We start from the raw sequence: 24297 nt of genomic DNA on the forward strand, positions 1-24297 counted from the left end.
ACGCATGCATGGCGCTGAGATGAGTACGGGGCCGCACTGCGGCTCCGCGAAAGACGGCCGGGGCCTCTCCTGTGGGGGGTGGCGGCCCCGGTCGTCCTTCTGTCGTCCCGCCGTCCGGTCAGGGCATGTGCGGGAGCCCCTTCGACTCGGCGCGCTCCCTGTTCAGGGTCGCGCGCGGCCGCGGGCCCGCCTCGACATCACCGCGCGCAGGACGCGCCGCCCTTCGGCCGACAGGTCCAGCACCCGCCGCAGGCCCGCTCCTCCGCCGGCGGTACCGGAGTTCTCCGCGAGCACTTCCAGGATCTCGGTCTGGCGCAGCACCTCGCCGGTGACGAGCGGTCCGCCGCCGGCCGCCCCGCCCGTACGGCACAGCTCCAGCGCGTCGGCGTCCCCCGCCGGGAAGTCGAACTCCCGGTGGACCTCGAGCGCGAGGAGCGAGCACGCGTCCGCCCAGGACCTCAGCGGCCCGGCGGCGAACTCCCTCGGCGCGGCACCGAGCATCGCGCGCACCCGGGAGGCCGTGCCGCCGTCCGCAGCCGACGCGGCCCGCTCCATCGCCGCGTGCACGGCGTCGAGTCGCTCCGCCCATCCCTCGCCGGTGTCGCAGCTCACCCAGAGCGGGCGCAGCGGCTCGGGATCGCCCCCGGCGTCCGGCGGTGTGAGACAGCGGTCCAGACAGGCGAGCGCACTCGCTGCCAGGCTCCGCTCGTCGGCACGGGCGATCTGCTCCACCAGAGTCATCGACGACTCCCCCTCGTATCTCGGCCGCTGCGCGCTCAGTGACGAGGGCCGTGCTGCCTGTTACCGCATACAGCGTCGGATGGCCGAAAAGCGTCACTAGGACTACGGGAAGGAACAGGTCGAGGCTCAGCCATGGATGCTCTCGATGCCCAGACGGTCCAGGAATGCGAAGAAAAGTTCGTCGGCGGACCACTCCGGCTGCTCGATGCGCAGCAGTTCGAGGAGCGGGCCCTCCAGCACACCGCGTCCGGATTCAGCCGCCCAGCGCACCGCCCGTGCCGCCGCGTCCTCGGGCGGCAGGAAGAGATCCTCCAGCGTCGTGCCGTCCCGGACGAGATGCGCGGTCATGGGCGCGCGGCCGAGGCAGGCGTACCAGGACCCGCTGTGCGGACCCGCGGCCTCCACGGCCACGCAGACACTGTCCATCACGAAGCCGAGCAGCACGGGCGCCCGCGCGGCATCGGCGAGCGCGGCCATGGGGCCGAGCGGCGGATCGCCGGGGTGGCACCAGACCTGCCAGCCGTCGGCACGGTACTCACGCAGCGTCAGCAGATCACGCGCGTCCCTCAACGCGGGGTGGTCCGGGAGCGGTTCACCGCTGCGGCCCACCAGGTACACGCCCCAGAACCCCACGTCGCGCTCCCCCCGCGGTCCGGGCTGCCATTCTGCCCGCAGGACACGCGGCAGGAGCGCGAAACGCGTTGGCTCAGGGGTGCGGCACACCGCCGGGCGCCGGGGCGGACAGCGGGTACGTCCCCCGGGCGGCCCGCTCGCTCTGCATCCGGGTCAGCTTGCGTACGAAGGCGATCGCCATGACGGCCGCGGCGATGTCGAGCGCGTCGGCGGCCATGATCAGGGTCACGGCGTCCACCAGACCCGGGGAGGACTCCGTCGCGTCGTAGTTCCTGGACGCGATCTGGGCGAAGAACGTCGACACGAGGTACAGCGTCCACCAGGCATTGAGCGGCGCCTTCGACACCTTGCGCCAGGTGCCGTCCGTGATGCTCTGCGCGCTCGCGGTCCAGATACCCTCGGCCACCCGCCACGGCAGCCACATGTTGGCGACGGGGACGAACCAGGCCCCGATCGCCCAGCCCGGCCGCATGGGCTGCCGACTCGCGTCGAACACCTCGGCGTTGAGCCGCACCCGGCGGAACCAGATGACGAAGACGACGGCGGTGGCCAGAAAGGCGATCACCTGCAGCCCCGCGGCCATCCCGTACAGGGACTCGGCGCGGTCGGCGGAGCCCGCGTCGTACACCGCCCCGTCCCCGATGCTCGTGAACTCGCCCCGGAGGTTCAGCTCCGTCGTGAGGGCGAGGACATCGGTCGCGATGACCGCCCCGAGCAGGGCGACGGCCGCCTTGGCCAGGGCGACGGGCGAGCGGAGCCCGTGAGGTCCCGGCGCCGCCGGTGCGGGCAGGGGACCGGCCGTCGCGCAGACGGAGCACCGCCCTTCCACGGATGCCGCCGGTCTCGTACCGCAGTTCGTGCACAGCATGGAAGGACCCCCCAGGGTTCCGGTTCTCGGACGTCGGCCGCGCGTCCCTCCCCAGGGCGCGCGGCCAGCGGAACCTAACCCTTCTCCGCGGCGATGTCCACGGAGTCGGCGATCAGTTCGACGCGTCGACCTCGTCGGCCAGCGACTTGAAGTCGGCCCAGGTCAGCTCCGGCGTGCCCGGGTCCCACAGCTTCTGTGAGACGGCGTTGAGCGGCATCCGGATGCCGGCGGCGACCTGCGCCTGCGTCTGCGCGTTCGGGAAGTCGCCCCAGACCGCGAACCGGCCGCCCAGGATCTGCTTCGAGTAGCGCTCGGACACCGGCTCGGTCCCGCGGAGGACGAACGGGGTCCACTGCTCGTAGATCCGCTTGCCCGTCGGGTACGTGAAGTCGTTGGGCTCGCCGAGCACGTAGTAGAGGAACTCGTCGTTGAGGTTGACGACCTTGCGGCCCTCGGCCAGGTAGTCCTGGGGCGGCCGGGCGCCGATCTCCTTGCCCGTCCAGTACTCCACCTCGATGCCCTTGTCCGCGGTGACGCTCCCGCCGCTGAAGAAGCCGTCGTTCCATGCCTTGGGGATCTTCTGCGCCTTGCGGATGACGGCGGCGCGGTCGTTCAGCCAGCCCTCCGCCAGGTCCTGGACCGTGGCGTCGGCGCCGTACTTCTCCCGCGCGGCCGCGGCGAGCTGCGGGTAGGAGGCCTGCGGGCTGCTGACCGTGAGGGCCTGGTACTCGTCCGCCCCCACGTGGAACCAGTTGCCGGGGAAGAGCTCGGCGTACTCGGTCAGGAGATCGTCGACGATCTCCGCCGACTCGGGCCGGGAGATGTCGATGGCGCCCTGCCTGGCCACGCCCTGGGTGTCGCGGAGCTGGAGGTCGGGGTGGGCGCGCAGGACGGCGCCGAGGTGTCCGGGGGAGTCGATCTCCCCGACCACCGTGATGTGCAGGCTCTGTGCGAGTTTCACGATCCGGCGCACGTCGGCCTTGCTCAGGTGTTCGTCGGAGACGACCTCGGGGTGGGTGTCGGACTCGATCCGGAAGGCCTGGTCGTCGGAGAAGTGCAGGCCGAGCTGGTTGAGCTTGAGGTCGGCCATCTCGCGCAGCCGGTCCTCTATCCAGTCCACGGAGTAGTACTTGCGGGCTATGTCGAGGTTGAACCCGCGCTGGGGGCGGTCCGGGGTGTCCCGCACGACGCCCTCGGGCACGGTGTCGTCGGCGTTCAGCGCCTGCTTGAGGGTGCGGGTTCCGTAGAAGACACCCGCCTGCCCGGGACCGCTGATGGTGACCCGGCCACCCGCCGTCTTCAGGGTGTAGGACTCGGGGCTGCCCTTGTCGGCGGTGGAGAGCGCCAGTTCGACGTCACCCGCACGGGCGGACTTCTCACCCCGGTAGCTGATCTTGAGTTCCTTGGCGAGCAGCTTCGCCTCGTCCGCGAGTTCGGGGTCGGCCACGACGACCGAGCTGTTGCCGGCCGGTTTCCAGCCCGGCCCGCGCGCGGGGGTGTGCGCGCGCACCGCGGGTATCGTCCGCGGCGTCGTGGAGAGCGGATAGCTCCGGGACGGGGACGGCGAGGTACGGGCCGAGGCGGCGCCGCCGTTCTGCGTCCCCGTGCCGGGGCTGTCGGGCCAGACGACGACGGTGAGTGTGACGGCGGCGGCGACGGCGACGGCCGCGCCGGCCACCATGGTTCCGCGTGAGGGCGACATCGGTCAGAATCCTCCGGATCGGGGGAAAAACATTTCAAAGACGACGAGGAAGCCGGACAATTCCCCTGCTCAATTCGTCCATCAAGCGTTCCGAAACTCTCCCGTGCGGGTGAATTTCTTACATCCTTGGGTTGCTGGTCGCTCGGTCTCGCTAGCGTTGCGGCACATACATCCCAGTCCTCACTTCCGCCCCCTGAGCAACCTCGTCGCTCTCAGACCCGTCTGCAGGGTCACAGATGCCTTTCGTCCGAGGAGTCCCGCTGTCCAGGTCCAGCGAGTCCCACGCCGGCCTGCCGAAACAACCTCAGCAGGCAGGGCGGGCCGCCGTACCCGTCCAGGGTGGGGGCCCCGCTCCGGCCTTCAGTGAGGTACCGGCGGAGGCCCCTGTTCCGGAACCAGTCTCGGGGAGCGGTCGTAAGAATGCCCACTCGAGCGGAATCCGTCACTTCAACGCCTGGCCGCGCGAGCTCGCCGAGGCCGCCCTGCTGGAGTGCTGCGGCAGCCGCCGCTGGGCCCTTCGGATGGCCGCCCACCGGCCCTACCCCGACCTGGACACCCTGCTCGCCGCCTCCGACGAGGCGGGATACGACCTCGCGCCCTCCGACATCGCCGAGGCGCTCGCGACGGAGAACGCCCCCTGCCTGCACCACGCCGCGCCCCGTGCGGCCCACCTGGCGCTGCGCGCGGCGCACGCCGCCTACGAGAGCCGCTTCGGCCACGTCTTCGTGATCTGCCTCGACGGACTGCGGCCCTCCCAGCACGTCGACCAGGTGCTTGCGGCCATCCGGACCCGACTGGCCCACGAACCGGACGAGGAGCGGGCCCTGACCGCGGAGGAGATGCGACGACTCGCCCGGGGCCGCATCATCGAGCTGCTGACGGAGGCCGGGCGTCCGGCCGGCCCGGCCTCCCCGGTTGCGCACGACCCCCGGTAGCCCGTCCGTGCCTGTTTGATTGCCACTTTGATCACACCGACGGGCCCCGCCGCCATGGAACCGACAAAGCGTCGCTACGATGGCCGGGGCCGGTGGACCGTACCCGGCCGGGTCAGACCGACAGTCAAGCCGGCCGACCCCAATCCCCGCTCCCGGAGGGTTCTTCCGTGCCGGCTGGAACGCTGTACCGCGGCCGGGAAGGCATGTGGTCCTGGGTGGCTCATCGAGTCACCGGTGTCCTCATTTTCTTCTTCCTGTTCGTACACGTCCTGGACACCGCTCTCGTGCGTGTCTCCCCCGAGGCGTACGACGAGGTCGTGGCCACCTACAAGACCCCGCTCGTCGCGCTGCTCGAGTACGGCCTGGTGGCCGCCATCCTGTTCCACGCGCTGAACGGTCTCCGGATCGTCGCCGTGGACTTCTGGGCCAAGGGCCCGCGCTACCAGAAGCAGATGCTCTGGACCGTCCTCGGTATCTGGATCGTGCTGATGGTCGGGGCCCTGTACCCCGTCCTCGGCCACGCCGTACGTGAAGTCTTCGGGAGCTGAGGCCAATGTCCACCGAGACTCCTTCGTCGGCGATCGGCGACGTCGAGGCCGTAAGCCTGTTCGACGTCGACAACCCGGCCCCCGTGATCGAGCCCCCGCGCCAGCGCACGGGCAAGACACCCAAGGCCTCGCGCACCAACTTCGAGATGTACGCCTGGCTCTTCATGCGCCTGTCGGGCATCGTGCTGGTCGTCCTGGTCATCGGCCACCTGGTCATCCAGCTGGTGCTCGACGGCGGTGTGTCCAAGATCGGCTTCGCGTTCGTCGCGGGCCGCTGGGCCTCGCCGTTCTGGCAGCTCTGGGACCTGGGGATGCTGTGGCTCGCCATGCTCCACGGCGCCAACGGCCTCCGTACGGTCATCAACGACTACGCCGAACGGGACAACACCCGGTTCTGGCTGAAGATGCTCCTGTACACCGCCACGGTGTTCACCGTCCTGCTGGGCACGCTGGTGATCTTCACCTTCGACCCGAACATCCGCTAGGCGCCGGGACAGAGGGACCAGAGGAAACCATGCAGATCCACAAGTACGACACCGTCATCGTCGGCGCCGGCGGCGCCGGCATGCGCGCGGCCATCGAGTCGACCAAGCGCAGCCGCACCGCCGTGCTGACGAAGCTCTACCCCACCCGCTCCCACACGGGCGCCGCGCAGGGCGGCATGGCCGCCGCGCTGGCGAACGTGGAGGAGGACAACTGGGAGTGGCACACCTTCGACACGATCAAGGGCGGCGACTACCTGGTCGACCAGGACGCCGCCGAGATCCTCGCGAAGGAGGCCATCGACGCCGTCCTCGACCTGGAGAAGATGGGCCTGCCGTTCAACCGGACGCCCGAGGGCCGCATCGACCAGCGCCGCTTCGGCGGTCACACCCGTAGCCACGGCGAGGCCCCGGTCCGCCGGTCGTGCTACGCCTCGGACCGCACGGGTCACATGATCCTCCAGACGCTGTACCAGAACTGCGTCAAGGAGGGCGTGGAGTTCTTCAACGAGTTCTACGTCCTCGACCTCCTGCTCCAGGACGTGGACGGGGTCAAGAAGTCCGCGGGCGTCGTCGCCTACGAGCTGGCCACCGGCGAGATCCACGTCTTCCAGGCGAAGTCGATCATCTTCGCCTCCGGCGGCACCGGCAAGTTCTTCAAGGTGACCTCCAACGCCCACACCCTGACCGGTGACGGCCAGGCCGCCGCGTACCGCCGCGGTCTGCCGCTGGAGGACATGGAGTTCTTCCAGTTCCACCCCACGGGCATCTGGCGCATGGGCATCCTGCTGACGGAGGGCGCCCGTGGTGAGGGCGGCATCCTCCGCAACAAGGACGGCGAGCGCTTCATGGAGAAGTACGCGCCCGTCATGAAGGACCTCGCGTCCCGCGACGTCGTGTCCCGCTCCATCTACACGGAGATCCGTGAGGGCCGCGGCTGCGGTCCCGAGGGCGACCACGTCTACCTCGACCTCACGCACCTCCCGCCGGAGCAGCTGGACGCGAAGCTCCCGGACATCACGGAGTTCGCGCGTACCTACCTCGGCATCGAGCCCTACACGGACCCGATCCCGATCCAGCCGACCGCGCACTACGCCATGGGCGGCATCCCGACCAACGTCGAGGGCGAGGTGCTGGCCGACAACACCACCGTCGTCCCGGGCCTGTACGCCGCCGGCGAGGTCGCCTGTGTCTCCGTGCACGGCGCCAACCGCCTCGGCACCAACTCGCTGCTCGACATCAACGTCTTCGGACGCCGGTCGGGCATCGCGGCCGCCGAGTACTCCGCGAAGAACGACTTCGTCGCGCTTCCCGAGAACCCGGCGAAGCTGGTGGAGGAGCAGGTCGAGCGGCTGCGCAACTCGACGGGCACCGAGCGCGTCGCCGCGCTCCGCACGGAGCTGCAGGAGTGCATGGACGCCAACGTGATGGTGTTCCGCACCGAGCAGACCATCAAGACCGCGGTCGACAAGATCGCGGAACTGCGGGCGCGGTACCTCAACGTGTCCATCCAGGACAAGGGCAAGCGGTTCAACACGGACCTGCTGGAGGCCATCGAGCTGGGCAACCTGCTCGACCTGGCCGAGGTCATGGCCGCCTCCGCCCTGGCCCGCAAGGAATCCCGCGGTGGTCACTACCGCGAGGACTACCCGAACCGCGACGACGTCAACTTCATGCGCCACACCATGGCGTACCGCGAGGTCGCGGACGACGGCACCGAGTCGATCCGGCTCGATTACAAGCCGGTCGTCACGACCCGCTACCAGCCGATGGAGCGTAAGTACTGATGGCTACACCGACCCTGGAGAAGACCGACAAGGCCGAGGCCGGCTTCGGCGACTCTCCCTACATCACGGCCACGTTCCGGATCCGCCGCTTCAACCCGGAGGTCTCCGACGAGGTCCAGTGGCAGGACTTCCAGATCTCGATCGACCCGAAGGAGCGTGTCCTCGACGCCCTTCACAAGATCAAGTGGGAGCTGGACGGCACTCTGACCTTCCGCCGTTCCTGCGCGCACGGCATCTGCGGGTCCGACGCGATGCGGATCAACGGCAAGAACAGGCTCGCCTGCAAGACGCTGATCAAGGACATCAACCCGGACAAGCCGATCACGGTCGAGGCCATAAAGGGCCTCACGGTCCTCAAGGACCTCGTGGTCGACATGGACCCCTTCTTCCAGGCGTACCGCGACGTCATGCCCTTCCTCATCACCAAGGGCAACGAGCCGACGCGCGAGCGCCTGCAGTCCGCCGAGGACCGTGAGCGGTTCGACGACACCACCAAGTGCATCCTGTGCGCCGCGTGCACGTCCTCGTGCCCGGTGTTCTGGAACGACGGCCAGTACTTCGGCCCGGCGGCCATCGTCAACGCGCACCGCTTCATCTTCGACTCGCGTGACGAGGGCGGCGAGCAGCGGCTCGAGATCCTCAACGACCGTGACGGTGTGTGGCGTTGCCGCACGACGTTCAACTGCACGGACGCCTGCCCGCGTGGCATCGAGGTCACCAAGGCGATCCAGGAAGTGAAGCGCGCCCTGATCACGCGTCGCTTCTGACCCACGCGTCACCTTCACAGGCCCCGTTCCCCGCACCGACCGTGCGGGGAACGGGGCCTCTTGGTGCGTCGGGGCGGGCCGGGGCGGTACGGTCGTGCGGAGCCTGACCGGCTCGCCTCTCCCGGCGCAGCACAGCGCGGGAGCAGATGCCTTGACGATGAACGGGGAACGCTGTGAGCGATCCGAATCCGTACGCGGACGACTCATACAAGTGGGGCCCGCCGCAGCCGCCGGGCAATCCGCCCACGATGCCGGACGGACAGGGTTACGGCTACCCGGCGCCGGGCGCCGCCCCCGCGTACGGCTACCCGCAGCCCCTGCCCGACTCCGCGGCGCAGCCCGGCCCCGGATACGGCTATCCCGGACCGGGGCAGCCGACGCAGCCGGGCTTCAACCTGCCGGTGCAGCACGGGGGGACCGGCGGGGTGCCCATGCTCTCGTTCGGTGACATCACGGTGATGAACGACGGGATCGTGACGCCGTCCGGCACCATGCCGCTGAAGGGCGCGGTGTGGACGGCGACGGACATGTCGCGCACGGAGGAGAAGATCCCCACCGTCGGTATCGTGCTGGCGATCGTCTTCGCGCTGTTCTGCCTGATCGGCCTGCTGTTCCTCCTGATGAAGGAGAAGCGCACGACCGGTTTCATCCAGGTCACCGTCACCAGCGCCGGCCGCCACCACTCGACGATGATCCCGGCGACGGGGCCCGAGACCTTCCAGATGGTCATGTCTCAGGTCAACACCGCGCGTTCGATGAGCGCCTGAGTTCCGGGGCGGCCCGGCACCGGGCCGCCGACCGGGTCGCGCGGCCGGCGTCGCGGCCACTGACCGCACCTGGTTCACGCCGGGGACCGCACCACCGGTCTCCGGTTTTCCTGTTTCCGGGCTCTTCCCACGCGCACCGCCCTGCCGCCCGTGGTGCGGACGGCACACCCTGACGGCCGGTCATCTCGCGCCGCGCACCTCCCTGTACGGCGGTCCGGCCACCCTTACGCACGCGACTTGAACACGTTCAACAATGGGCCTACAGTCAGTGCGTCATCATTTTGAACGCGTTCAAGGGAGGGTGGGGCATGGACCTCACTGTGCTCGCGTACGTCATCTACCTGCTTGTCAGCGTGGCGCTCACCGTCTGGGTCGCCCGCACGCTGAGCCGCAACGGCAAGATCTTCCTCGCCGACGTGCTCCGGGGCGACGAGAAGCTCGCCGACGCGGTGAACCACCTGCTGGTGGTCGGCTTCTACCTGCTGAACCTGGGCTTCGTGACCCTCTACCTGAAGAACGCCGGCGGGGTCGCCGACGCCAGGCAGCTCTTCGAGGCACTGTCGGTGAAGACCGGCACCGTCCTGCTCGTGCTGGGCGCGATGCACCTGGGCAACGTCTACGCCCTCAACAGGATCCGCCGCCGGCACCTGATGGAACGCGAGCAGACACCGCCGGTGCCGCCGCAGGGCTGGGCCGGCCCCGGCAATCAGGGCCCCTGGGCCGCACCCGCCGCCGGGAAGTGAGCGACATGGCCCGTACGCGCTCCGCGGAGCCGCCGGTCGGCCGCCTCACGGTCCTCTACGACGACCGGTGCCCCCTCTGCGTCCATCTGCGGCAGTGGCTCGGCCGACAGCGTCAGCTCGTGCCCCTCGACCTCGTCCCGGCCGGATCCCAGGAGGCGCGTCAGCGCTTCCCCGGACTCGACCGCGGGGGGACGCTCGACGAGATCACCGTCGTCGGTGACGGGGGGCAGGTCTACCGGGGGACCTCCGCCTGGATCGTCTGCCTCTGGGCCCTCGCCGAGCACCGCCCCAAGGCCCACTGGCTCACCACCCCGGCGGGACGGCCCTTCGCGAGGGCGACCGTACTCGCCGCGGCGACGTTCCGGTCCGTCACCACGGAGCGGTGCGGCTCGGCCGGGGCTGCCTGCCGCCCGCCGGATCCAGCGGGCGGATCTCCCGGATAGCCTTGGACCCGTGGTGAAGGAAGAGGAGAACGTGGCTGACGCGAACACGGCGAAGCCGGCCGGGGCCGGCAGGGTCTCCAAGGCGTCCAACGCCTCCAAGAGCGAGCAGACCCGCACACTGATCCTGGAGACCGCGCTCCGGCTCTTCGAGGAGCGCGGGTACGACAGGACCACGATGCGGGCCATCGCCCAGGAGGCGGGCGTCTCCGTGGGGAACGCCTACTACTACTTCTCCTCGAAGGAACACCTGGTCCAGGGCTTCTACGACCGGATCGCCGCCGAACACGCGACCGCCGTCCAGCCGGTCCTGCAGGGAGACGCCGATCTCGCCGTCCGCATCCGGGGTGTGCTGCTGGGCTGGCTGGACGTGGCCCAGCAGTACCACCGGTTCGCGGCCCAGTTCTTCAAGAACGCCGCCGACCCCGAGAGCCCGCTCTCACCGTTCTCGGAGGACTCCGTCGCCGCCCGCGAGGCCGCGATCTCGATCCACCGGCGCTGCCTGGCCGGCTCGGACATCAAGCGCGACCCCGAGCTGGACCAGCTGCTGCCGCAGCTGATGTGGCTGATGCAGATGGGACTGGTGCTGTTCTGGGTCTACGACCGGACCGAGAACACCGAGCGCAGCCGCCGGCTGGTGGAGCGCACCGCACCGCTCGCCGCACGGGCGATCGCACTCTCCCGGTTCCGGGTGCTGCGACCGCTCGTGCGGCAGGTTCACGACGTGCTGGTGGAGTTCATGCCCGGGGCCCGGGACGTCAGATCCAGCTGAGTTCCCAGAGCCGCCAGATCCCGGTGCCGTCCGAGAGGTACTGGGAGCCGGACACCTCCGGGGTGGCGACGACGTAGTCCTTCTTCTGCCACAGCGGGATCAGCGGCACGTCCTCGCCGACCAGCTGCTGAAGTTCCTTGAAGTCGGACGACGTGCGACTGCGGTCGCTGTACTGCTGCGTGGACGTGATCAGCCGGTCCATCTTCTCGCTGACGTAGCCGTTGTGGAGGCTGCTGTCGCGGCCGACGAGCGGCTGGCTGAAGGTGTCGGAGTCGGGGAAGTCGGGGAGCCAGCCGACGGTGTAGGCGTCGTAGTCGCCCGCCGCGTAGCCCTTCTGGAAGGCCTGCCACTCCACGGCCTTCTCGGTGACCTTGAACAGCCCGTCCTTCTCCATCTGGCGGACCAGCTCGGCGCTCTCCGCCTTGTTCGCGTCGTCGTCGCGGTGGGCGAAGACGAGGGGCAGCGGGATCTTCACACCCGCCTCCCGCATGAGCGCCCTGGCGCGCTTCGCGTCGGGCTGCGGGTAGGCGTCGAAGAAGGGCGTGCTGTGCCCGATGTAGCCCTGGGGGATCAGCGAGTAGAGCGGCTCGACGGTGCTGTGGTAGACGTCGCCGACCAGCGGACCGCGGTCGATGATCCACGCGAGGGCCTGACGGACCCGCTTGTCCGCGAGCGGCGAGTCGGCGCGGACGTTGAAGACCAGGTTGCGGATCTCGGCACTGTCCGCCTCGGTGACGCGCTGTTCGGTGGCACCGGGGTCGAGCTGGGCGAGCTTGTCGGCGGGCAGCTGGCGGTGCGTCACATCGACCTCGCCGGCCTGCCAGGCGGCCTGGAGCTGGTCGGATCCCCCGAAGTAACGGATGTCGACCGCCACGCCGGTCCTCTTCAGCGCGCCCCTGTAGGCGGGGTTGGGCTGCAGCTCGGCCTGCACCCCGGGCTCGTACGCCTTCAGGATGTACGGCCCCGAGCCGTCGACCTGGTTCCCTGTGCGGAGCTTGTCCTTCGGGTAGGTGCTGGGGTCCACGATCGACCCGGCACCCGTCGCGAGCTTCTGCGGGAAGGTCGCGTCCCGGGCCGAGAGGTTGAACGTGACGGTGCGCCCCTCGGTCACGACCGAGGCGAGATTGGGAAAGAGCACCGAAGGACCCACGTCCGCCTTGATCTTGAGCATGCGGTCGAAGGAGTACTTCACGTCCGCGACGGTGATCTTGCGGCCGCTGGAGAACGTCAGGTCGTCCCGCAGCGTGCACTGGTAGGTCTGGAGTTTCTGGCCGACGAACCCGCAGCTCTCGGCCGCGTCCGGCTCCGGCACGATGGCCCCGGACCTGAAGGTCAGCAGCGACTGGTACAGGTTGCTGTAGATGGCCCAGGAACCGGCGTCGTAGGCGCCGGCCGGGTCGAGCGAGGTCACCTCGTCGGACGTGCCGACCTTGATGGGGTCCTCGTCCACCTCGTCCGAGGGGAGCAGCTGCCAGCCGCCGAATCCGACGATGGCCAGTACCGCGATTATCGCGAGAATCCGTATTCGGATCGACCGCATGTGCCGTGCTCTCCCTTACCAGCCCCGCGTCGGCTCATGTGCGGAAATCACGCACATCGCCGCATCTTTCCACTCACCCAATCACACGATATTCACATCTGGAAGTCCGAGAGCGATGCCGACCGTGACTTGTTCGCCAAAAGTGCCGTTCCGAGATCAAATTGAGTTGCACACAGCCTTCTCACAGCGATTTCGTCGCTGAATGTGAAGCCGGTGTGTGGTTTCCGTGTCCGGGTGACTCAGGCCTGGCGGGAGGCGAGTTCCACCACGGTGATGTCGGACGGCGCGCCGACGCGCACCGGCGGGCCCCAGGCGCCCGCACCCCGGGAGACGTACAACTGCGTGTCGCCGTAGCGTTCGAGGCCCGCGACCGTGGGGTTCGCGAGCTCGGCCACCAGGTTGCCGGGCCAGAGCTGGCCCCCGTGGGTGTGGCCGGAGAGCTGCAGTCCCACTCCGTACTCGACGGCGTCGTCGATGACGACGGGCTGGTGCGCGAGGAGGACGGAGGCGCGGCCGCGGTCCCGGTCGCCGAGGGCGCGGGCGAAGTCCGGTCCCTGCCCCTCGCTTTCACCGGCGATGTCGTTGACCCCCGCGAGATCGAAGCCGCCGATCTCGACGCGGGCGTTCTCCAGCGGGTGCAGGCCCAGTTCGCGGACGTGATCGACCCACTGGGCCGCGCCGGAGAAGTACTCGTGGTTGCCGGTCACGAAGTAGCTGCCGTGACGGGCCTCCAGATCGGCGAGCGGTTCGGCGGCGGAGCCGAGGTCCGCGACCGAGCCGTCGACGAGGTCCCCGACGACCGCGACGAGATCGGAACCGGTGGCGTTGATCGTGTCGACGATGCGCCGGGTGTGCGCACGGCCCAGGACCGGGCCGAGGTGGATGTCACTGACCACGGCGATCCTGAAGCCGTGTGCGGAGCGCGGGAGCCCGGCCAGCGGCACGGTGACCCGCTTGACCCGGGGGCCGCGCAGGACACCGTACGTGCCGTATCCGACCGTGCCCAGGCCGGCGAGGGCAGCGGCCCCGCCGACGGCTCGGGCGACGAACAGCCGGCGGGAGGGGTCTGCGGCCTTCGGGGTGTCGCCGGCCTCCGGGGAGCCCGGGACGGGGGCGACGTCCCTCGCGGCCTCATGGGCGGTGGCCTTTGGCGCGGGCGGCGTTCCGGGCCCGTCGGCGGGGGTCGTGAGGGTGCCGTTCACCGGACGCGTGACGGAGACCGCCTCGGCGACCCGCCCCGGCGTACCGGCGCTGCCCGGAACCGGTTCGGCGGTCCCCGTCCGGTGCGCGAGGACACGGCGCAGGACGGGGCGTACGGCTTCTCCGGCCAGCAGGGCGAGCGTCAGGTAGAGCAGGGCGGCCAGCCACAGGTAACCCGGCCAGGCCAGCACCTGCTGAACGGCGAAGGGGAACCCGGTCCGGCCCGAGACGAGGGCGCCCACGGACAGCAGCGGCAGCACGAACGCCGCGGCGGTGCCTGCGCGGCGCGCGGGACCGCCCGGTTCCGTCGTGTCACCGATCAGCCGTCGCCACACGTAGCGGTGCACCAGGACGAGCAGGGCGAGGACCGCCACCGCCACGAGCACGAAGACCACAACCACGAACGCTCCCCCGCTGAAATCCCGTCCTGGCACCGGTGGGCGCCCGGCCCGTCATCTGCTGTCGCGACGCAAAGCCCTGACACCACGGAACCCGATGACTCCGACGGCCGTCCCCAGAAGAAACGAGGCGATGGCGAGCAGGAGATGGACCCAGAAGTAGGCGGTCGGTCCACCCGCGTCGTCGAACGCGAGCCCGCTGCCGTCCTTCCACAGGTTCTTTGCAAAGGTGATCCAGATGAACCAGCTCCACACCCCGAACACGAGCAGGAACCAGGACACGGGGCGGCTGAGCTTCATACGATCAGTATCTCCGCAGCGCTCCAGGCCGGTCGCCCGGGGTGGGCTGTCCCGGCGGAATGCACGGCGGGTCAGGGCATCCGGGTCCCGATCCTCAGCAACGCCATGTACGTTTCCGACCGTGCCTGCTCTGAAAAAGACCGTAATGACGGTCCTCTCTGCCGCGTTGCTGTCCGTATGTGTCGCCGGTCCCGCAGGGGCGGCCGACAAGGACAAGACCGACGACAAACAGCCGAAGCCGACCGGTCCCATGTCGACCGTGGGCGGCAAGCGGCTGGGCGAGGCGGGCACCCAGGTCCAGCTGGGCCCCGGCGCCCCGGTCCTGCCGAAGAAGCTCACCGGGCGGTCGTGGATCGTCGCGAACGCGGAGAACGGGGAAGTGCTCGCCGCGCACAACGCCCACTGGCGGCTGCCGCCCGCCTCGACGCTGAAGATGCTCTTCGCCGACACGGTCCTGCCCGCCCTGCAGCCGAAGTCCCTGACCCACATGGTGACCGCGGACGAACTGGCCGGGGTCGGCGAGGGCAGCAGCCTGGTGGGCGTGAAGGAGGACCAGGCCTACACGGTGCACGACCTGTGGCTCGGCGTGTTCCTGCGTTCGGGCAACGACGCGGTGCACGTGCTGTCCGAGATGTACGGCGGCGTGCCCGCCACGGTCTCCGCGATGCAGCGGCACGCCGAGGAACTGCAGGCCCTCGACACCCGGGTCGTCTCCCCCGACGGCTACGACTCCCCGAACCAGGTCTCCAGCGCGTACGACCTGACGCTGTTCGCCCGCAGCGGCATGCAGAAGGCGGACTTCCGCGAGTACGCCGCGACGGCGACTGCGGACTTCCCGGGTGCCCGGAAGAAGGGCAAGAAGCGCGAGACCTTCGAGATTCAGAACACCAACCGGCTGATCACGGGTGACATCGGCGTGGAGCCGTACAAGGGGATCGCCGGGGTCAAGAACGGCTACACCACCCACGCGGGCAACACCTTCACCGGCATCGCCGAACGCGACGGCAAGGTCCTGCTCGTCACCGTCATGAACCCGTCGGCGGACGAGAGCCACGCCGTCTACAAGGAGGCCGCGCACCTGCTCGACTGGGGCTTCGCGGCGGACGGCAAGGTGACCCCGGTCGGCGAGCTCGTCCCCCCGAAGTCCGCCGTGACCGGGCCCGCGAAGGACTCCGCGCCTGCGGCCGGCGCCGGCAAGGCGGAGAAGAAGCACGCGGCCTCCACGGCCGCCGCCGCATCCGGCTCCAGCGGGGTCTGGACGGCCCTGTCGATCGTCGGCGGGCTGCTGGTGGTCCTGGCGGCCGGAGTGTTCCTCGTCAACCGGCGCTGGCCCCTGCCGGACCTGGTGCGCCGTCTTCCCCGTCGCTGACCTCCTCGGGAGCCGGTTCGTCACCGCCCTTGCCCGGCGTCGCCGTCCAGGCGGCGCAGACGAGCAGCAACTTGGCGCTGAAGTTGATCCACAGAAGCAGCGCGATGGGCACGCCGAAGGCGCCGTACATGCTCTTCGACGCCACGTCCCGGATGTAGCTGCCCAGCAGCAGCTTGAGGAGTTCGAAGCCGACGGCGCCGACCAGGCCGGCGACGATCAGCCGGCGTCGCGGGGGCTCGACGCCCGGCAGCAGGGTCAGCAGGTAGAGGAGCAGCAGGAAGTCGGCGCAGACCGCCACGGCCACGGCGGCCACCTGGAGCAGGATCCCGCCCGCACCGTTCTCCGGGATGCCCAGCCGGTCGGCCGTCCAGCCGATGGCGGTCGAGGCGACGGTGGACACGGCGAGGGTCGCGAGCGCCGCGCCGCCGAGGCCGAGCAGCAGTCCGGCGTCCTTGAGCTTGCGGACGACCGGATTGCCCTCGTCGACGTCGTCCTTCTCCCACACCGCGCGCAGGCAGTCGCGCATCGAGCCGATCCAGCCGATGCCGGTGAAGAGCAGCAGCAGACCGGCGACCACGCCGATGGTGCCCGCGTGGGCCACGAGGTTCTCGATGCCGAGCTGGTCGGAGATACCCGGTACCTGCTGGGCGAGCTTGTCCTCGATCCTGTCCAGCTGCTCGGTCGACAGCAGAGCGGCCCCGACCGCGGCGCCGACCGCGATCAGCGGGAAGAGCGCGAGGAAGCTGAGGAAGGTGATCGCCGCCGCGAGCCTGGCCCAGTGCACCCGTTCCAGCGTCTCGTAGGAGCGCCAGGCGTGCGTCTCCATGAGCCGTGCGACGAGCGGCCCGACGACGGGGAGTCTTTTCAGCCAGTCCATGACCTACGCGTACCCCTCCGGGGCCGGAAAACCGGCGTCGGAGGGCCCGCGCATCGCCAATCACCCATTTCGGTGAGTGCTGTAACAAATCCCTCAAAAGGGTTTTCTCTGGCGATACCGTCACGTTCATGTCTGTCGACACGGTGTCCTTGACCGGCTGGGGCCGCACCGCCCCGACGACCGCTGTGCGGTTCCGCCCCCGCACGTACGAAGAAGCCGTGGTCGCCGTCCGGGGCCGTGGCCCCCGGGGGGTCGTCGCCCGGGGACTCGGCCGGGCGCACGGCGACGCGGCGCAGAACGCCGGCGGCTCGGTCGTCGACATGACCGCTCTGGACCGGATCCGCTCGGTCGATCCGGCGACGGGCGCGGTCGTCTGCGACGCCGGGGTGAGCCTGCACCGCCTGATCGAGACCGTGCTCCCGCTCGGCTGGTTCCTCCCGGTCACCCCCGCGACCCGCCGGATCACGGTCGGCGGAGCCATCGGCTCGGACGTCCACGGCAGGAACCACCGGACGGCGGGTTCCTTCTCCCGGCACGTGCGGGCACTGGAGCTGCTCACCGCTGACGGTGACGTGCGCACGGTGCTCCCGGGCACCGATCTGTTCGACGCCACGGCGGGTGGCCTCGGCCTGACCGGGGTGATCCTTTCCGCCACGCTGGCCCTGCGCCCCGTCAGCACGTCGCTGATGACGGTCGACACGGTGAGGACGGCGGACCTGGACGAGGCGATGGCCCGGCTGGCCACTTCGGGCGACGCCGCGCCGTATGCGACGGCCCGGATCGACCTCCTGGCGCGTGGCAGGGCGACGGGACGGGCCGTCGTCACACGCGGGGAGCACGCGCCCCTCGACGCACTACCGGCGCGCGCCCGGCGCACACCGCTCGATCTCCGCACCGGGAGACGTCCCGCGGCGCACGCCCTCATCCCGGAGGGACTGTTCGGGCGGACCGCCGACACCCTCCTGAACGAGCTGCGCCACCGCGGCACCCTCCCCTCCCGGACCGGGGAACTGCGGAGCGTCTCCGCCTTCCTCCACCCCCTGGACGCCGTACCCGACTGGCGCCGCGTCCGCGGCACGGGCGGCTTCGTCCAGTACCAGTTCGCCGTGGGGTACGGACACGAGGAGACCCTGCACCGCATCGTCCGACGGCTCGTCCTGCGCCGGTGCCCGGCCTTCCACGGCATGCTCGAACGCTTCGGCGACGGCGGTCCCGGCTGGCTCTCCTTCCCCGCTCCCGGCTGGACGCTCTCCTTCGGGCTGCCCGCCGCTATGCCGGGCCTCGCCCGGCTGCTGGACGATCTGGACGACGAGGTCGCGGCGGCGGGCGGGCGTGTCTTCCTGGCCAAGGACGCGCGGCTGAGGCCGGAGCTGACCGAGGCGATGTACCCGCGGCTGCCCGAGTTCCGGGCCCTGCGCCGGGAACTGGACCCTTCCGGCGCCTTCACCTCCGACCTGTCCCGCCGGCTCGCGCTCTGAGCGGTCCGGTGGGCCGGCTCCCCCCACCGGGGTCCTGTCCGGGTCTCCCGTCCGCCGGCGCTCCCTCGTCACCCGTCATCCCGCTAGGAGTTTCGCTTTGAAGGACGCCTTCGGTGCCCCGCAGTCCCTGCTCGTACTCGGCGGCACCTCGGAGATCGGTCTGGCCACCGCGCGGCGGCTGATCGCCAGCCGCACCCGGACCGTGCGGCTGGCCGGACGGCCCTCCCCCGCCCTGGAGCGGGCCGCCGCCGACCTGCGCGAGCTGGGGGCCGACGTCCGTACCGTCGGCTTCGACGCGCTCGACTCCGCCTCCCACGAGGAGGTGCTCGGAAAGCTCTTCACCGAGGGTGACATCGACATGGTGCTGATGGCTTTCGGCGTCCTGGGCGACCAGGCACGCGACGAGGAGGAACCGCTCTCGGCGGTCCGGGTGGCACAGACCAACTACACGGGGGCGGTTTCCGCCGGCCTGGTGTGCGCGGGCGCACTGCAGGCGCAGGGGCACGGCTCGCTGGTGGTGCTCTCGTCGGTGGCCGGCGAACGCGCACGGCGCGCGGACTTCATCTACGGCTCCAGCAAGGCGGGCCTGGACGCCTTCGCCCAGGGCCTCGGCGACGCGCTCCACGGGACCGGGGTGCACGTGATGGTCGTACGTCCCGGATTCGTGCGGTCCCGCATGACGGCGGGGCGCGAGGAAGCACCGCTCGCCACCACCCCCGGCGCGGTCGCGGACGCGATCGTGACGGGCCTGAGGCGGCGTTCGGAGACGGTGTGGGTGCCCGGAGCGCTGCGGGTGGTGATGTCGGCCCTGCGGCACGTCCCCCGCCCCCTGTTCCGGCGGCTGCCGGTCCGCTAGAGGCCGCCGGAGGGGGACGCCCGACGTTCCGGACCGGCGCGTGTCACGGCCCTCGGCGCGGGCGGCCTGGCCCCTCGGTCAGGGACGGAAGGACGGCTGGTCCACCGCGCTGCCGCCCTGGGCGGGTACGGCGGGCGCGCCGCCGCCCGCTCCGAACGGGAACTCGTTGATCTTGCGCCACACACCGTCGGTGCCCTGTTCGTACAGCGCGAAGGAACCGCAGGTCCAGGCCGCCTCGTACGAGGACAGCTCCTCGTACGCGCGGTCCATCGCCTCCTCCGCGATACCGTGCGCCACGGTCACGTGCGGGTGATAGGGGAACTGCAGATCCCGTACGAGCGGTCCGGACGCCTCCCGGACCCGCTTCTGGAGCCAGGAGCAGGCGGAAGCGCCCTCGACGACCTGGACATAGACGACCGGCGAGAGTGGCCGGAAGGTGCCCGTGCCCGACAGCCGCATCGGGAAGGGGCGGCCGGCCGTGGCGATCTGGGAGAGATGGGTCTCGATCGCCGGAAGGTCGGCCGCCTCGGCCTCGGTCGGCGGAACAAGGGTGATGTGGGTGGGAATGCCGTAGGCGGCAGGGTCCCCGAAGCTCGCGCGCCGCTCCTGGAGCAGGCTGCCGTAAGGCTCCGGGACCGCGATCGAAACGCCAAGCGTTACGGTCCCCACATCGTTCTCCTCATGCGTTGATGGTGTGTTCTCGGTCATGCCTCGGTCGTGCCGACGTCAGTGTGGCCCCTGGGGCCGCCCTCTCGCCAGGGTCCTTGGACTCAGTGCTTGGCGGGCAGAAGACCCATCCGGTCGTAGGTCTGGGCGAGCGTCTCGGCGGCGACGGCCCGTGCCTTCTCCGCTCCCTTGGCCAGGAGCGAGTCCAGCGTCTCCGGGTCGTCCAGATATTCCTGGGTCCGGGTCCGGAACGGGGTGACGAACTCCACCATGACCTCGGCGAGGTCGGTCTTGAGCGCGCCGTAGCCCTTGCCCTCGTACTTCGCTTCCAGATCGGCGATCGCCGTGCCGGTGAGCGTGGAGTAGATGCCGAGGAGGTTGCTGACGCCCGGCTTCTTCTCCGCGTCGAAGCGGATCACGGTGTCCGTGTCGGTCACCGCGCTCTTCACCTTCTTGGCTGTGACCTTCGGGTCGTCCAGGAGATTGATCAGACCCTTGGGCGTGGAGGCCGACTTGCTCATCTTGACCGCCGGGTCCTGCAGGTCGAAGATCTTCGCCGTCTCCTTGAGGATGTACGGCGCCGGGATGGTGAACGTCTCGCCGTATCGGCCGTTGAAACGCTCCGCCAGGTCGCGCGTGAGCTCGATGTGCTGACGCTGGTCCTCGCCCACCGGGACCTGGTTCGCCTGGTAGAGCAGGATGTCCGCGACCTGGAGCACCGGGTAGGTGAAGAGGCCCACGGTCGCCCGGTCCGCCCCCTGCTTGGCGGACTTGTCCTTGAACTGCGTCATGCGGGACGCCTCGCCGAAGCCGGTGAGGCAGTTCATGATCCAGCCGAGCTGGGCGTGTTCGGGCACATGGCTCTGGACGAACAGGGTGCAGCGCTCGGGGTCGAGCCCGGCCGCCAGCAACTGGGCGGCGGCGAGCCGGGTGTTCGCGCGGAGTTCACGGGGGTCCTGCGGGACGGTGATCGCGTGCAGGTCCACCACCATGTAAAAGGCGTCGTGGGACTCCTGCAGCGCTACCCACTGGCGGACCGCACCGAGGTAGTTGCCGAGGTGGAACGAGCCTGCGGTGGGCTGGATTCCGGAGAGCACGCGGGGTCGATCAGAGGCCATGCCTTCATTGTCTCAGGTGTGGCACCAATCTCCGGCAGCCGGTGCGGGAAAGATGTCAGCCCGCGGGGAGGGCTGCGCAGCCCGGCTTGGAGGGGGGCCGCGCCATCGATGACGGGGGCGACGGCGGTGCCGTCGGGCGCGCCGCGGTCGCCTCCGGGGCCGGTGCGGATGCCGAGGACGTGGTGCGGGTGTCGAGGGCGTGGTGCGGGTGCCGAGGGCGTGGTGCGGGTGCCGAGGGCGTGGTGCGGTCCGCCTTCTTCAAGACCTGTCAGGCCCTGGGCCGGTTCCGGGACAAGGCGTCCTTCCGCCCGTGGCTGCTGCGCATCGTGATGAATGAGACGAGAAACACGCTGCGCTCGGCGGACAGGGCGCGGACGGTGACCGGACGGCTCCGCCGTGTCGGGGCCCACCGCGCACCGGCACCGCTCGCGAGGCGCGCCGCAGAGTGAATGTTTCCCCGTCTCCGATCCGACCGACGATACAAAGTGGGCACCACCCCCGCCCACGCCGCACGACGAACGGAGATCCCGTGTCGATCACGGAAACCGCCATCGCCTCCGCCGAGGCGCACAGCGCGCACAACTACCACCCGTTGCCCGTCGTCGTCGCTTCGGCGGACGGCGCCTGGATGACCGATGTGGAGGGGCGCCGCTATCTCGACATGCTGGCGGGCTATTCCGCTCTCAACTTCGGTCACGGCAACCGGCGCTTGATCGATGCCGCCAAGGCCCAGCTCGAACGCGTGACGTTGACGTCCCGCGCCTTCCACCACGACCGTTTCGCCGACTTCTGTACCCAGCTCGCCGAACTCTGCGGCATGGAGATGGTCCTGCCCATGAACACCGGTGCGGAGGCGGTGGAGACGGCGGTGAAGACGGCCCGCAAATGGGGCTACCGCGTCAAGGGGCTCCTGGAGGGGACGGCGAAGATCATCGTTGCCGCTGACAACTTCCACGGCAGGACGACCACGATCGTCAGCTTCTCCACCGATCACGAGGCGCGGGCGGACTTCGGGCCCTACACACCGGGGTTCGAGGTCGTGCCGTACGGGGATCTGACCGCTCTGTCCGAGGCGATGACCGACAACACCGTTGCCGTGCTGCTGGAGCCGATCCAGGGCGAAGCGGGGGTGCTGGTGCCACCGCCGGGTTATCTGGCGGGCGTGCGGGAGATGACCCGTGAGCGGAACGTGCTGTTCATCGCGGACGAGATCCAGTCGGGCCTCGGCCGTACGGGCAGGACCTTCGCATGTGAGCACGAGGGTGTGGTGCCCGACATGTACGTGCTGGGCAAGGCACTGGGCGGTGGTGTCGTTCCCGTCTCGGCCGTGGTGTCGTCCGCCGCGATCCTGGGTGTGTTCAAGCCGGGGGAACACGGGTCGACGTTCGGGGGGAACCCGCTGGCGTGTGCGGTGGCCCTGGAGGTGGTCGCGATGTTGCGCACCGGCGAGTTCCAGCAGCGCGCGGCGGAGCTGGGTGACCACCTCCACCGCGAGCTGGGGCTTCTGACCGGTGGCGGCGCGGTGGAGGCCGTGCGCGGTCGAGGTCTCTGGGCCGGCGTCGACGTCTCCCCCGCCCTCGGTACAGGGCGGGAGATCTCCGAGAAGCTGATGGACCGCGGCGTTCTGGTCAAGGACACCCACGGCTCCACCATTCGCATCGCCCCGCCGCTGGTCATCAGCAAGGAGGACCTGGACTGGGGACTGGACCAGCTGCGGGGGGTCCTGGCGGGCTGAACCGGGCGGCCGGCCCGGCGGGAGACGGCCTCGCCCGCCGGGCCGGGACCAGCGTCTGAGCAGAGACCGCCGTCCGGGCGGGGGCTGAGGGACGACCGGGCTCAGAGGATGACGTGGGGCAGGAACCGGGCGTATTCGTCCGTGATCGGTCCTGCCGATTCCCGTATGCCGAGCCCCGCGGCCTCGTCACCCACCACCCAGGCACCGAGCACCACGCGGTTGCCCGCGAAGTCGGGCAGCGGTGCCAGCTCCTGGTAGCAGCAGGGCTCGTCCCGTCGTACCGGTGCGCTGCCGGGCTCGTGAAGTGTGACCCCGGCACCCTCACGGCCCAGCAAAGGCTTGGCGACGTATCCCGCGCCGTCGGCCCCGGCCAGTTCGCGGGGACCGTCGAGGTAGGCGGGGAGCAGGTTGGGATGACCGGGGTACAGCTCCCAGAGGATGGCCAGGAGCGCCTTGTTGGAGAGGAGCATCTTCCAGGCGGGTTCGATCCAGCAGGTGCTTCCGGTGCCACCGCCGTTGTCGAGGGTGTCCAGCACGTGCGGCCCGAAGTGGTCCGTCGCCAGCCATTCCCAGGGGTAGAGCTTGAAGCAGCTGCGGATGAAGCGGAGCCGTTCGTCGACGAAGCGGCCGGACAGCCGGTCCCAGCCGATCCGCTCGACGGAGAGGGCCTGGGTGTCGATGCCGGCCTGGGCTGCGGTCTCCCGCAGATAGGCCACGGTCATCAGGTCCTCACCCAGTTCGTCGCCGTCGGAGTGGGCGAAGTGCAGGGGGCCGGGAGGAAGGAGGGGGGCCTGCTTCCTCCACGCCTCGACGAGGCGTTCGTGGAGGGAGTTCCACTGGTCAGCGCCCGGGAAGCGGTCCTCCATCCAGAACCACTGGGGGCTGGCGGCCTCGACCAGTGACGTGGGGGTGTCGGCGTTGTACTCCAGCATCTTCGCCGGCCCGGTCCCGTCGTACCGGAGGTCGAAACGGCCGTAGATGGAGGGGAGTTCGGCGCGGCGCCGCCAGGACTCGGCTATCAGGCCGGTCAAGCGGGCGTCGGTGATGCCGAGAGCGGCGAAGCGGTCGTTCTCGACGATGTGCGCGGCGGCGGCCAGACACATGGCGTGGAGTTCCTCCACGACCTCCTCCAGCGCCTCGACCTCGGGCAGCGAGAAGACGTAGTAGGCGCTCTCGTCCCAGTACGGGCGCAGTGATCCGTCCGGATAGCGCGTGAGGGGGTAGATCAGCCCCTGTTCCTCGACGGTCTGCTGCCAGCCGGGACGCGGCTCGGTGGTGCGGCGTTCCATGTCGGGTCAGCCGCCGCTGGAGCCGGAGGAGCCGAATCCGTCGCGTTCGACCGCTGATCGGTTGAAACTGCCGCCCGAGACCCTGTTGTTGTGGCTGCTGCCGCCGTAGTAGTACGAGCCGTGGCCGTCGCTGTCACTGCATTCGTAGCTCGGCAGGATCTCCTGGGTCACTCGGTCGACGCACCGCTCGTCCGGTTCCGAACTGCAGGCCGTGAGCGTGGCCGCGAGGACCCCCATGCCACCGAGCACCACCGTGCTGGACCTGAGTGTGCGCTTGTCCATGGTC

General features: G+C 70.0%; 26 protein-coding genes. 14 read left to right on the forward strand and 12 right to left on the reverse strand.

What is annotated here, in order from left to right:
* Window positions 1-162: 162 nt before the first annotated feature.
* The 4 genes from OG206_RS12715 to OG206_RS12730 form a co-directional block, all read right to left on the reverse strand.
* On the reverse strand, window positions 163-741 hold the full coding sequence (locus OG206_RS12715; protein ID WP_327115433.1) for a hypothetical protein: 579 nt from the start codon (window positions 739-741) through the stop codon (window positions 163-165).
* A 126-nt stretch (window positions 742-867) separates the two neighbouring features.
* Complete coding sequence (locus OG206_RS12720) at window positions 868-1374, reverse strand: hypothetical protein (RefSeq protein ID WP_327115435.1); 507 nt, start codon at window positions 1372-1374, stop codon at window positions 868-870.
* 73 nt (window positions 1375-1447) lie between these two features.
* Complete coding sequence (locus OG206_RS12725; RefSeq protein WP_327115437.1) at window positions 1448-2242, reverse strand: DUF4328 domain-containing protein; 795 nt, start codon at window positions 2240-2242, stop codon at window positions 1448-1450.
* A gap of 112 nt (window positions 2243-2354) precedes the next feature.
* Complete coding sequence (locus OG206_RS12730) at window positions 2355-3944, reverse strand: family 20 glycosylhydrolase (protein ID WP_327115439.1); 1590 nt, start codon at window positions 3942-3944, stop codon at window positions 2355-2357.
* Window positions 3945-4234: 290 nt separating this feature from the next.
* Here OG206_RS12730 and OG206_RS12735 point away from each other — a divergent pair, with 290 nt between their 5' ends.
* From OG206_RS12735 to OG206_RS12775, 9 genes are all read left to right on the forward strand, one after another.
* Entirely contained in the window at window positions 4235-4879 is a 645-nt protein-coding gene (locus OG206_RS12735; RefSeq protein WP_442805945.1) for a 2-oxo-4-hydroxy-4-carboxy-5-ureidoimidazoline decarboxylase, read from the forward strand.
* Between the two features lie 167 nt (window positions 4880-5046).
* The gene (sdhC, locus tag OG206_RS12740) at window positions 5047-5427 is read left to right on the forward strand and encodes a succinate dehydrogenase, cytochrome b556 subunit (RefSeq protein WP_073744455.1); all 381 of its coding nucleotides are present in this window, start codon (window positions 5047-5049) and stop codon (window positions 5425-5427) included.
* A gap of 5 nt (window positions 5428-5432) precedes the next feature.
* Window positions 5433-5912 carry a succinate dehydrogenase hydrophobic membrane anchor subunit gene (locus tag OG206_RS12745; RefSeq protein WP_327115445.1) on the forward strand — a complete coding sequence of 160 codons (480 nt, stop codon included), beginning with the start codon at window positions 5433-5435 and terminating at the stop codon, window positions 5910-5912.
* Window positions 5913-5941: 29 nt separating this feature from the next.
* Window positions 5942-7696 carry a succinate dehydrogenase flavoprotein subunit gene (gene sdhA, locus OG206_RS12750; RefSeq protein ID WP_327115447.1) on the forward strand — a complete coding sequence of 585 codons (1755 nt, stop codon included), beginning with the start codon at window positions 5942-5944 and terminating at the stop codon, window positions 7694-7696.
* Window positions 7696-8463, forward strand: coding sequence for a succinate dehydrogenase iron-sulfur subunit (locus OG206_RS12755; protein WP_327115449.1), 768 nt, complete (start codon window positions 7696-7698; stop codon window positions 8461-8463). Before sdhA ends, OG206_RS12755 begins: the two co-directional genes overlap by 1 nt.
* A gap of 173 nt (window positions 8464-8636) precedes the next feature.
* Entirely contained in the window at window positions 8637-9230 is a 594-nt protein-coding gene (locus tag OG206_RS12760; protein ID WP_327115451.1) for a hypothetical protein, read from the forward strand.
* Window positions 9231-9538: 308 nt separating this feature from the next.
* On the forward strand, window positions 9539-9973 hold the full coding sequence (locus OG206_RS12765; RefSeq protein ID WP_327115453.1) for a hypothetical protein: 435 nt from the start codon (window positions 9539-9541) through the stop codon (window positions 9971-9973).
* Between the two features lie 5 nt (window positions 9974-9978).
* Window positions 9979-10416: a thiol-disulfide oxidoreductase DCC family protein gene (locus OG206_RS12770; RefSeq protein WP_327115455.1), complete on the forward strand. Its 438-nt coding sequence runs from the start codon at window positions 9979-9981 to the stop codon at window positions 10414-10416.
* A gap of 10 nt (window positions 10417-10426) precedes the next feature.
* Window positions 10427-11185, forward strand: coding sequence for a TetR family transcriptional regulator (locus OG206_RS12775; RefSeq protein WP_442805840.1), 759 nt, complete (start codon window positions 10427-10429; stop codon window positions 11183-11185).
* Here OG206_RS12775 and OG206_RS12780 read toward each other — a convergent pair.
* The 3 genes from OG206_RS12780 to OG206_RS12790 all read right to left on the reverse strand — a co-directional run bounded on the left by OG206_RS12780 (window position 11172) and on the right by OG206_RS12790 (window position 14623).
* Complete coding sequence (locus tag OG206_RS12780; protein WP_327115457.1) at window positions 11172-12725, reverse strand: ABC transporter substrate-binding protein; 1554 nt, start codon at window positions 12723-12725, stop codon at window positions 11172-11174. The two genes, OG206_RS12775 and OG206_RS12780, sit on opposite strands and share 14 nt — an antisense overlap.
* A 239-nt stretch (window positions 12726-12964) precedes the next feature.
* Window positions 12965-14320: a metallophosphoesterase gene (locus tag OG206_RS12785; protein WP_327122258.1), complete on the reverse strand. Its 1356-nt coding sequence runs from the start codon at window positions 14318-14320 to the stop codon at window positions 12965-12967.
* 57 nt (window positions 14321-14377) lie between these two features.
* Window positions 14378-14623: an SCO4848 family membrane protein gene (locus tag OG206_RS12790; RefSeq protein WP_327115459.1), complete on the reverse strand. Its 246-nt coding sequence runs from the start codon at window positions 14621-14623 to the stop codon at window positions 14378-14380.
* Window positions 14624-14744: 121 nt separating this feature from the next.
* Here OG206_RS12790 and OG206_RS12795 point away from each other — a divergent pair, with 121 nt between their 5' ends.
* Window positions 14745-15992: a D-alanyl-D-alanine carboxypeptidase family protein gene (locus OG206_RS12795; protein ID WP_327115461.1), complete on the forward strand. Its 1248-nt coding sequence runs from the start codon at window positions 14745-14747 to the stop codon at window positions 15990-15992.
* On the opposite strand, the gene OG206_RS12800 is transcribed toward OG206_RS12795, so the two are convergent.
* Window positions 15940-16869, reverse strand: a complete 930-nt coding sequence (locus OG206_RS12800; RefSeq protein WP_327115463.1) for a YihY/virulence factor BrkB family protein — start codon at window positions 16867-16869, stop codon at window positions 15940-15942. The genes OG206_RS12795 and OG206_RS12800 overlap by 53 nt on opposite strands.
* Before the next feature lie 128 nt (window positions 16870-16997).
* On the opposite strand from OG206_RS12800, the gene OG206_RS12805 reads away from it, so the two are divergent.
* Complete coding sequence (locus OG206_RS12805) at window positions 16998-18347, forward strand: FAD-binding oxidoreductase (protein ID WP_327115465.1); 1350 nt, start codon at window positions 16998-17000, stop codon at window positions 18345-18347.
* Between the two features lie 97 nt (window positions 18348-18444).
* Window positions 18445-19203 (forward strand): decaprenylphospho-beta-D-erythro-pentofuranosid-2-ulose 2-reductase, encoded by a 759-nt coding sequence (locus OG206_RS12810; protein ID WP_327115467.1) that lies wholly within the window; start codon window positions 18445-18447, stop codon window positions 19201-19203.
* Window positions 19204-19281: 78 nt separating this feature from the next.
* On the opposite strand, the gene OG206_RS12815 is transcribed toward OG206_RS12810, so the two are convergent.
* Together OG206_RS12815 and trpS are read right to left on the reverse strand one after the other, a co-directional pair.
* Window positions 19282-19872, reverse strand: a complete 591-nt coding sequence (locus OG206_RS12815; RefSeq protein WP_327115469.1) for a 2'-5' RNA ligase family protein — start codon at window positions 19870-19872, stop codon at window positions 19282-19284.
* Between the two features lie 101 nt (window positions 19873-19973).
* On the reverse strand, window positions 19974-20987 hold the full coding sequence (gene trpS / locus OG206_RS12820) for a tryptophan--tRNA ligase (protein WP_327115471.1): 1014 nt from the start codon (window positions 20985-20987) through the stop codon (window positions 19974-19976).
* A gap of 86 nt (window positions 20988-21073) precedes the next feature.
* Here trpS and OG206_RS12825 point away from each other — a divergent pair, with 86 nt between their 5' ends.
* On the forward strand, window positions 21074-21436 hold the full coding sequence (locus tag OG206_RS12825; protein WP_327115473.1) for an RNA polymerase sigma factor: 363 nt from the start codon (window positions 21074-21076) through the stop codon (window positions 21434-21436).
* An 80-nt stretch (window positions 21437-21516) separates the two neighbouring features.
* Window positions 21517-22722 carry an ornithine--oxo-acid transaminase gene (gene rocD, locus OG206_RS12830; protein ID WP_327115475.1) on the forward strand — a complete coding sequence of 402 codons (1206 nt, stop codon included), beginning with the start codon at window positions 21517-21519 and terminating at the stop codon, window positions 22720-22722.
* A 101-nt stretch (window positions 22723-22823) separates the two neighbouring features.
* On the opposite strand, the gene OG206_RS12835 is transcribed toward rocD, so the two are convergent.
* Together OG206_RS12835 and OG206_RS12840 are read right to left on the reverse strand one after the other, a co-directional pair.
* Window positions 22824-24011, reverse strand: coding sequence for a glutathionylspermidine synthase family protein (locus OG206_RS12835; protein ID WP_327115477.1), 1188 nt, complete (start codon window positions 24009-24011; stop codon window positions 22824-22826).
* Between the two features lie 6 nt (window positions 24012-24017).
* On the reverse strand, window positions 24018-24293 hold the full coding sequence (locus tag OG206_RS12840; protein ID WP_327115479.1) for a hypothetical protein: 276 nt from the start codon (window positions 24291-24293) through the stop codon (window positions 24018-24020).
* Between the last annotated feature and the right edge of the window lie 4 nt (window positions 24294-24297).

It is taken from the genome of Streptomyces sp. NBC_01341 (assembly GCF_035946055.1).
Classification (GTDB): domain Bacteria; phylum Actinomycetota; class Actinomycetes; order Streptomycetales; family Streptomycetaceae; genus Streptomyces.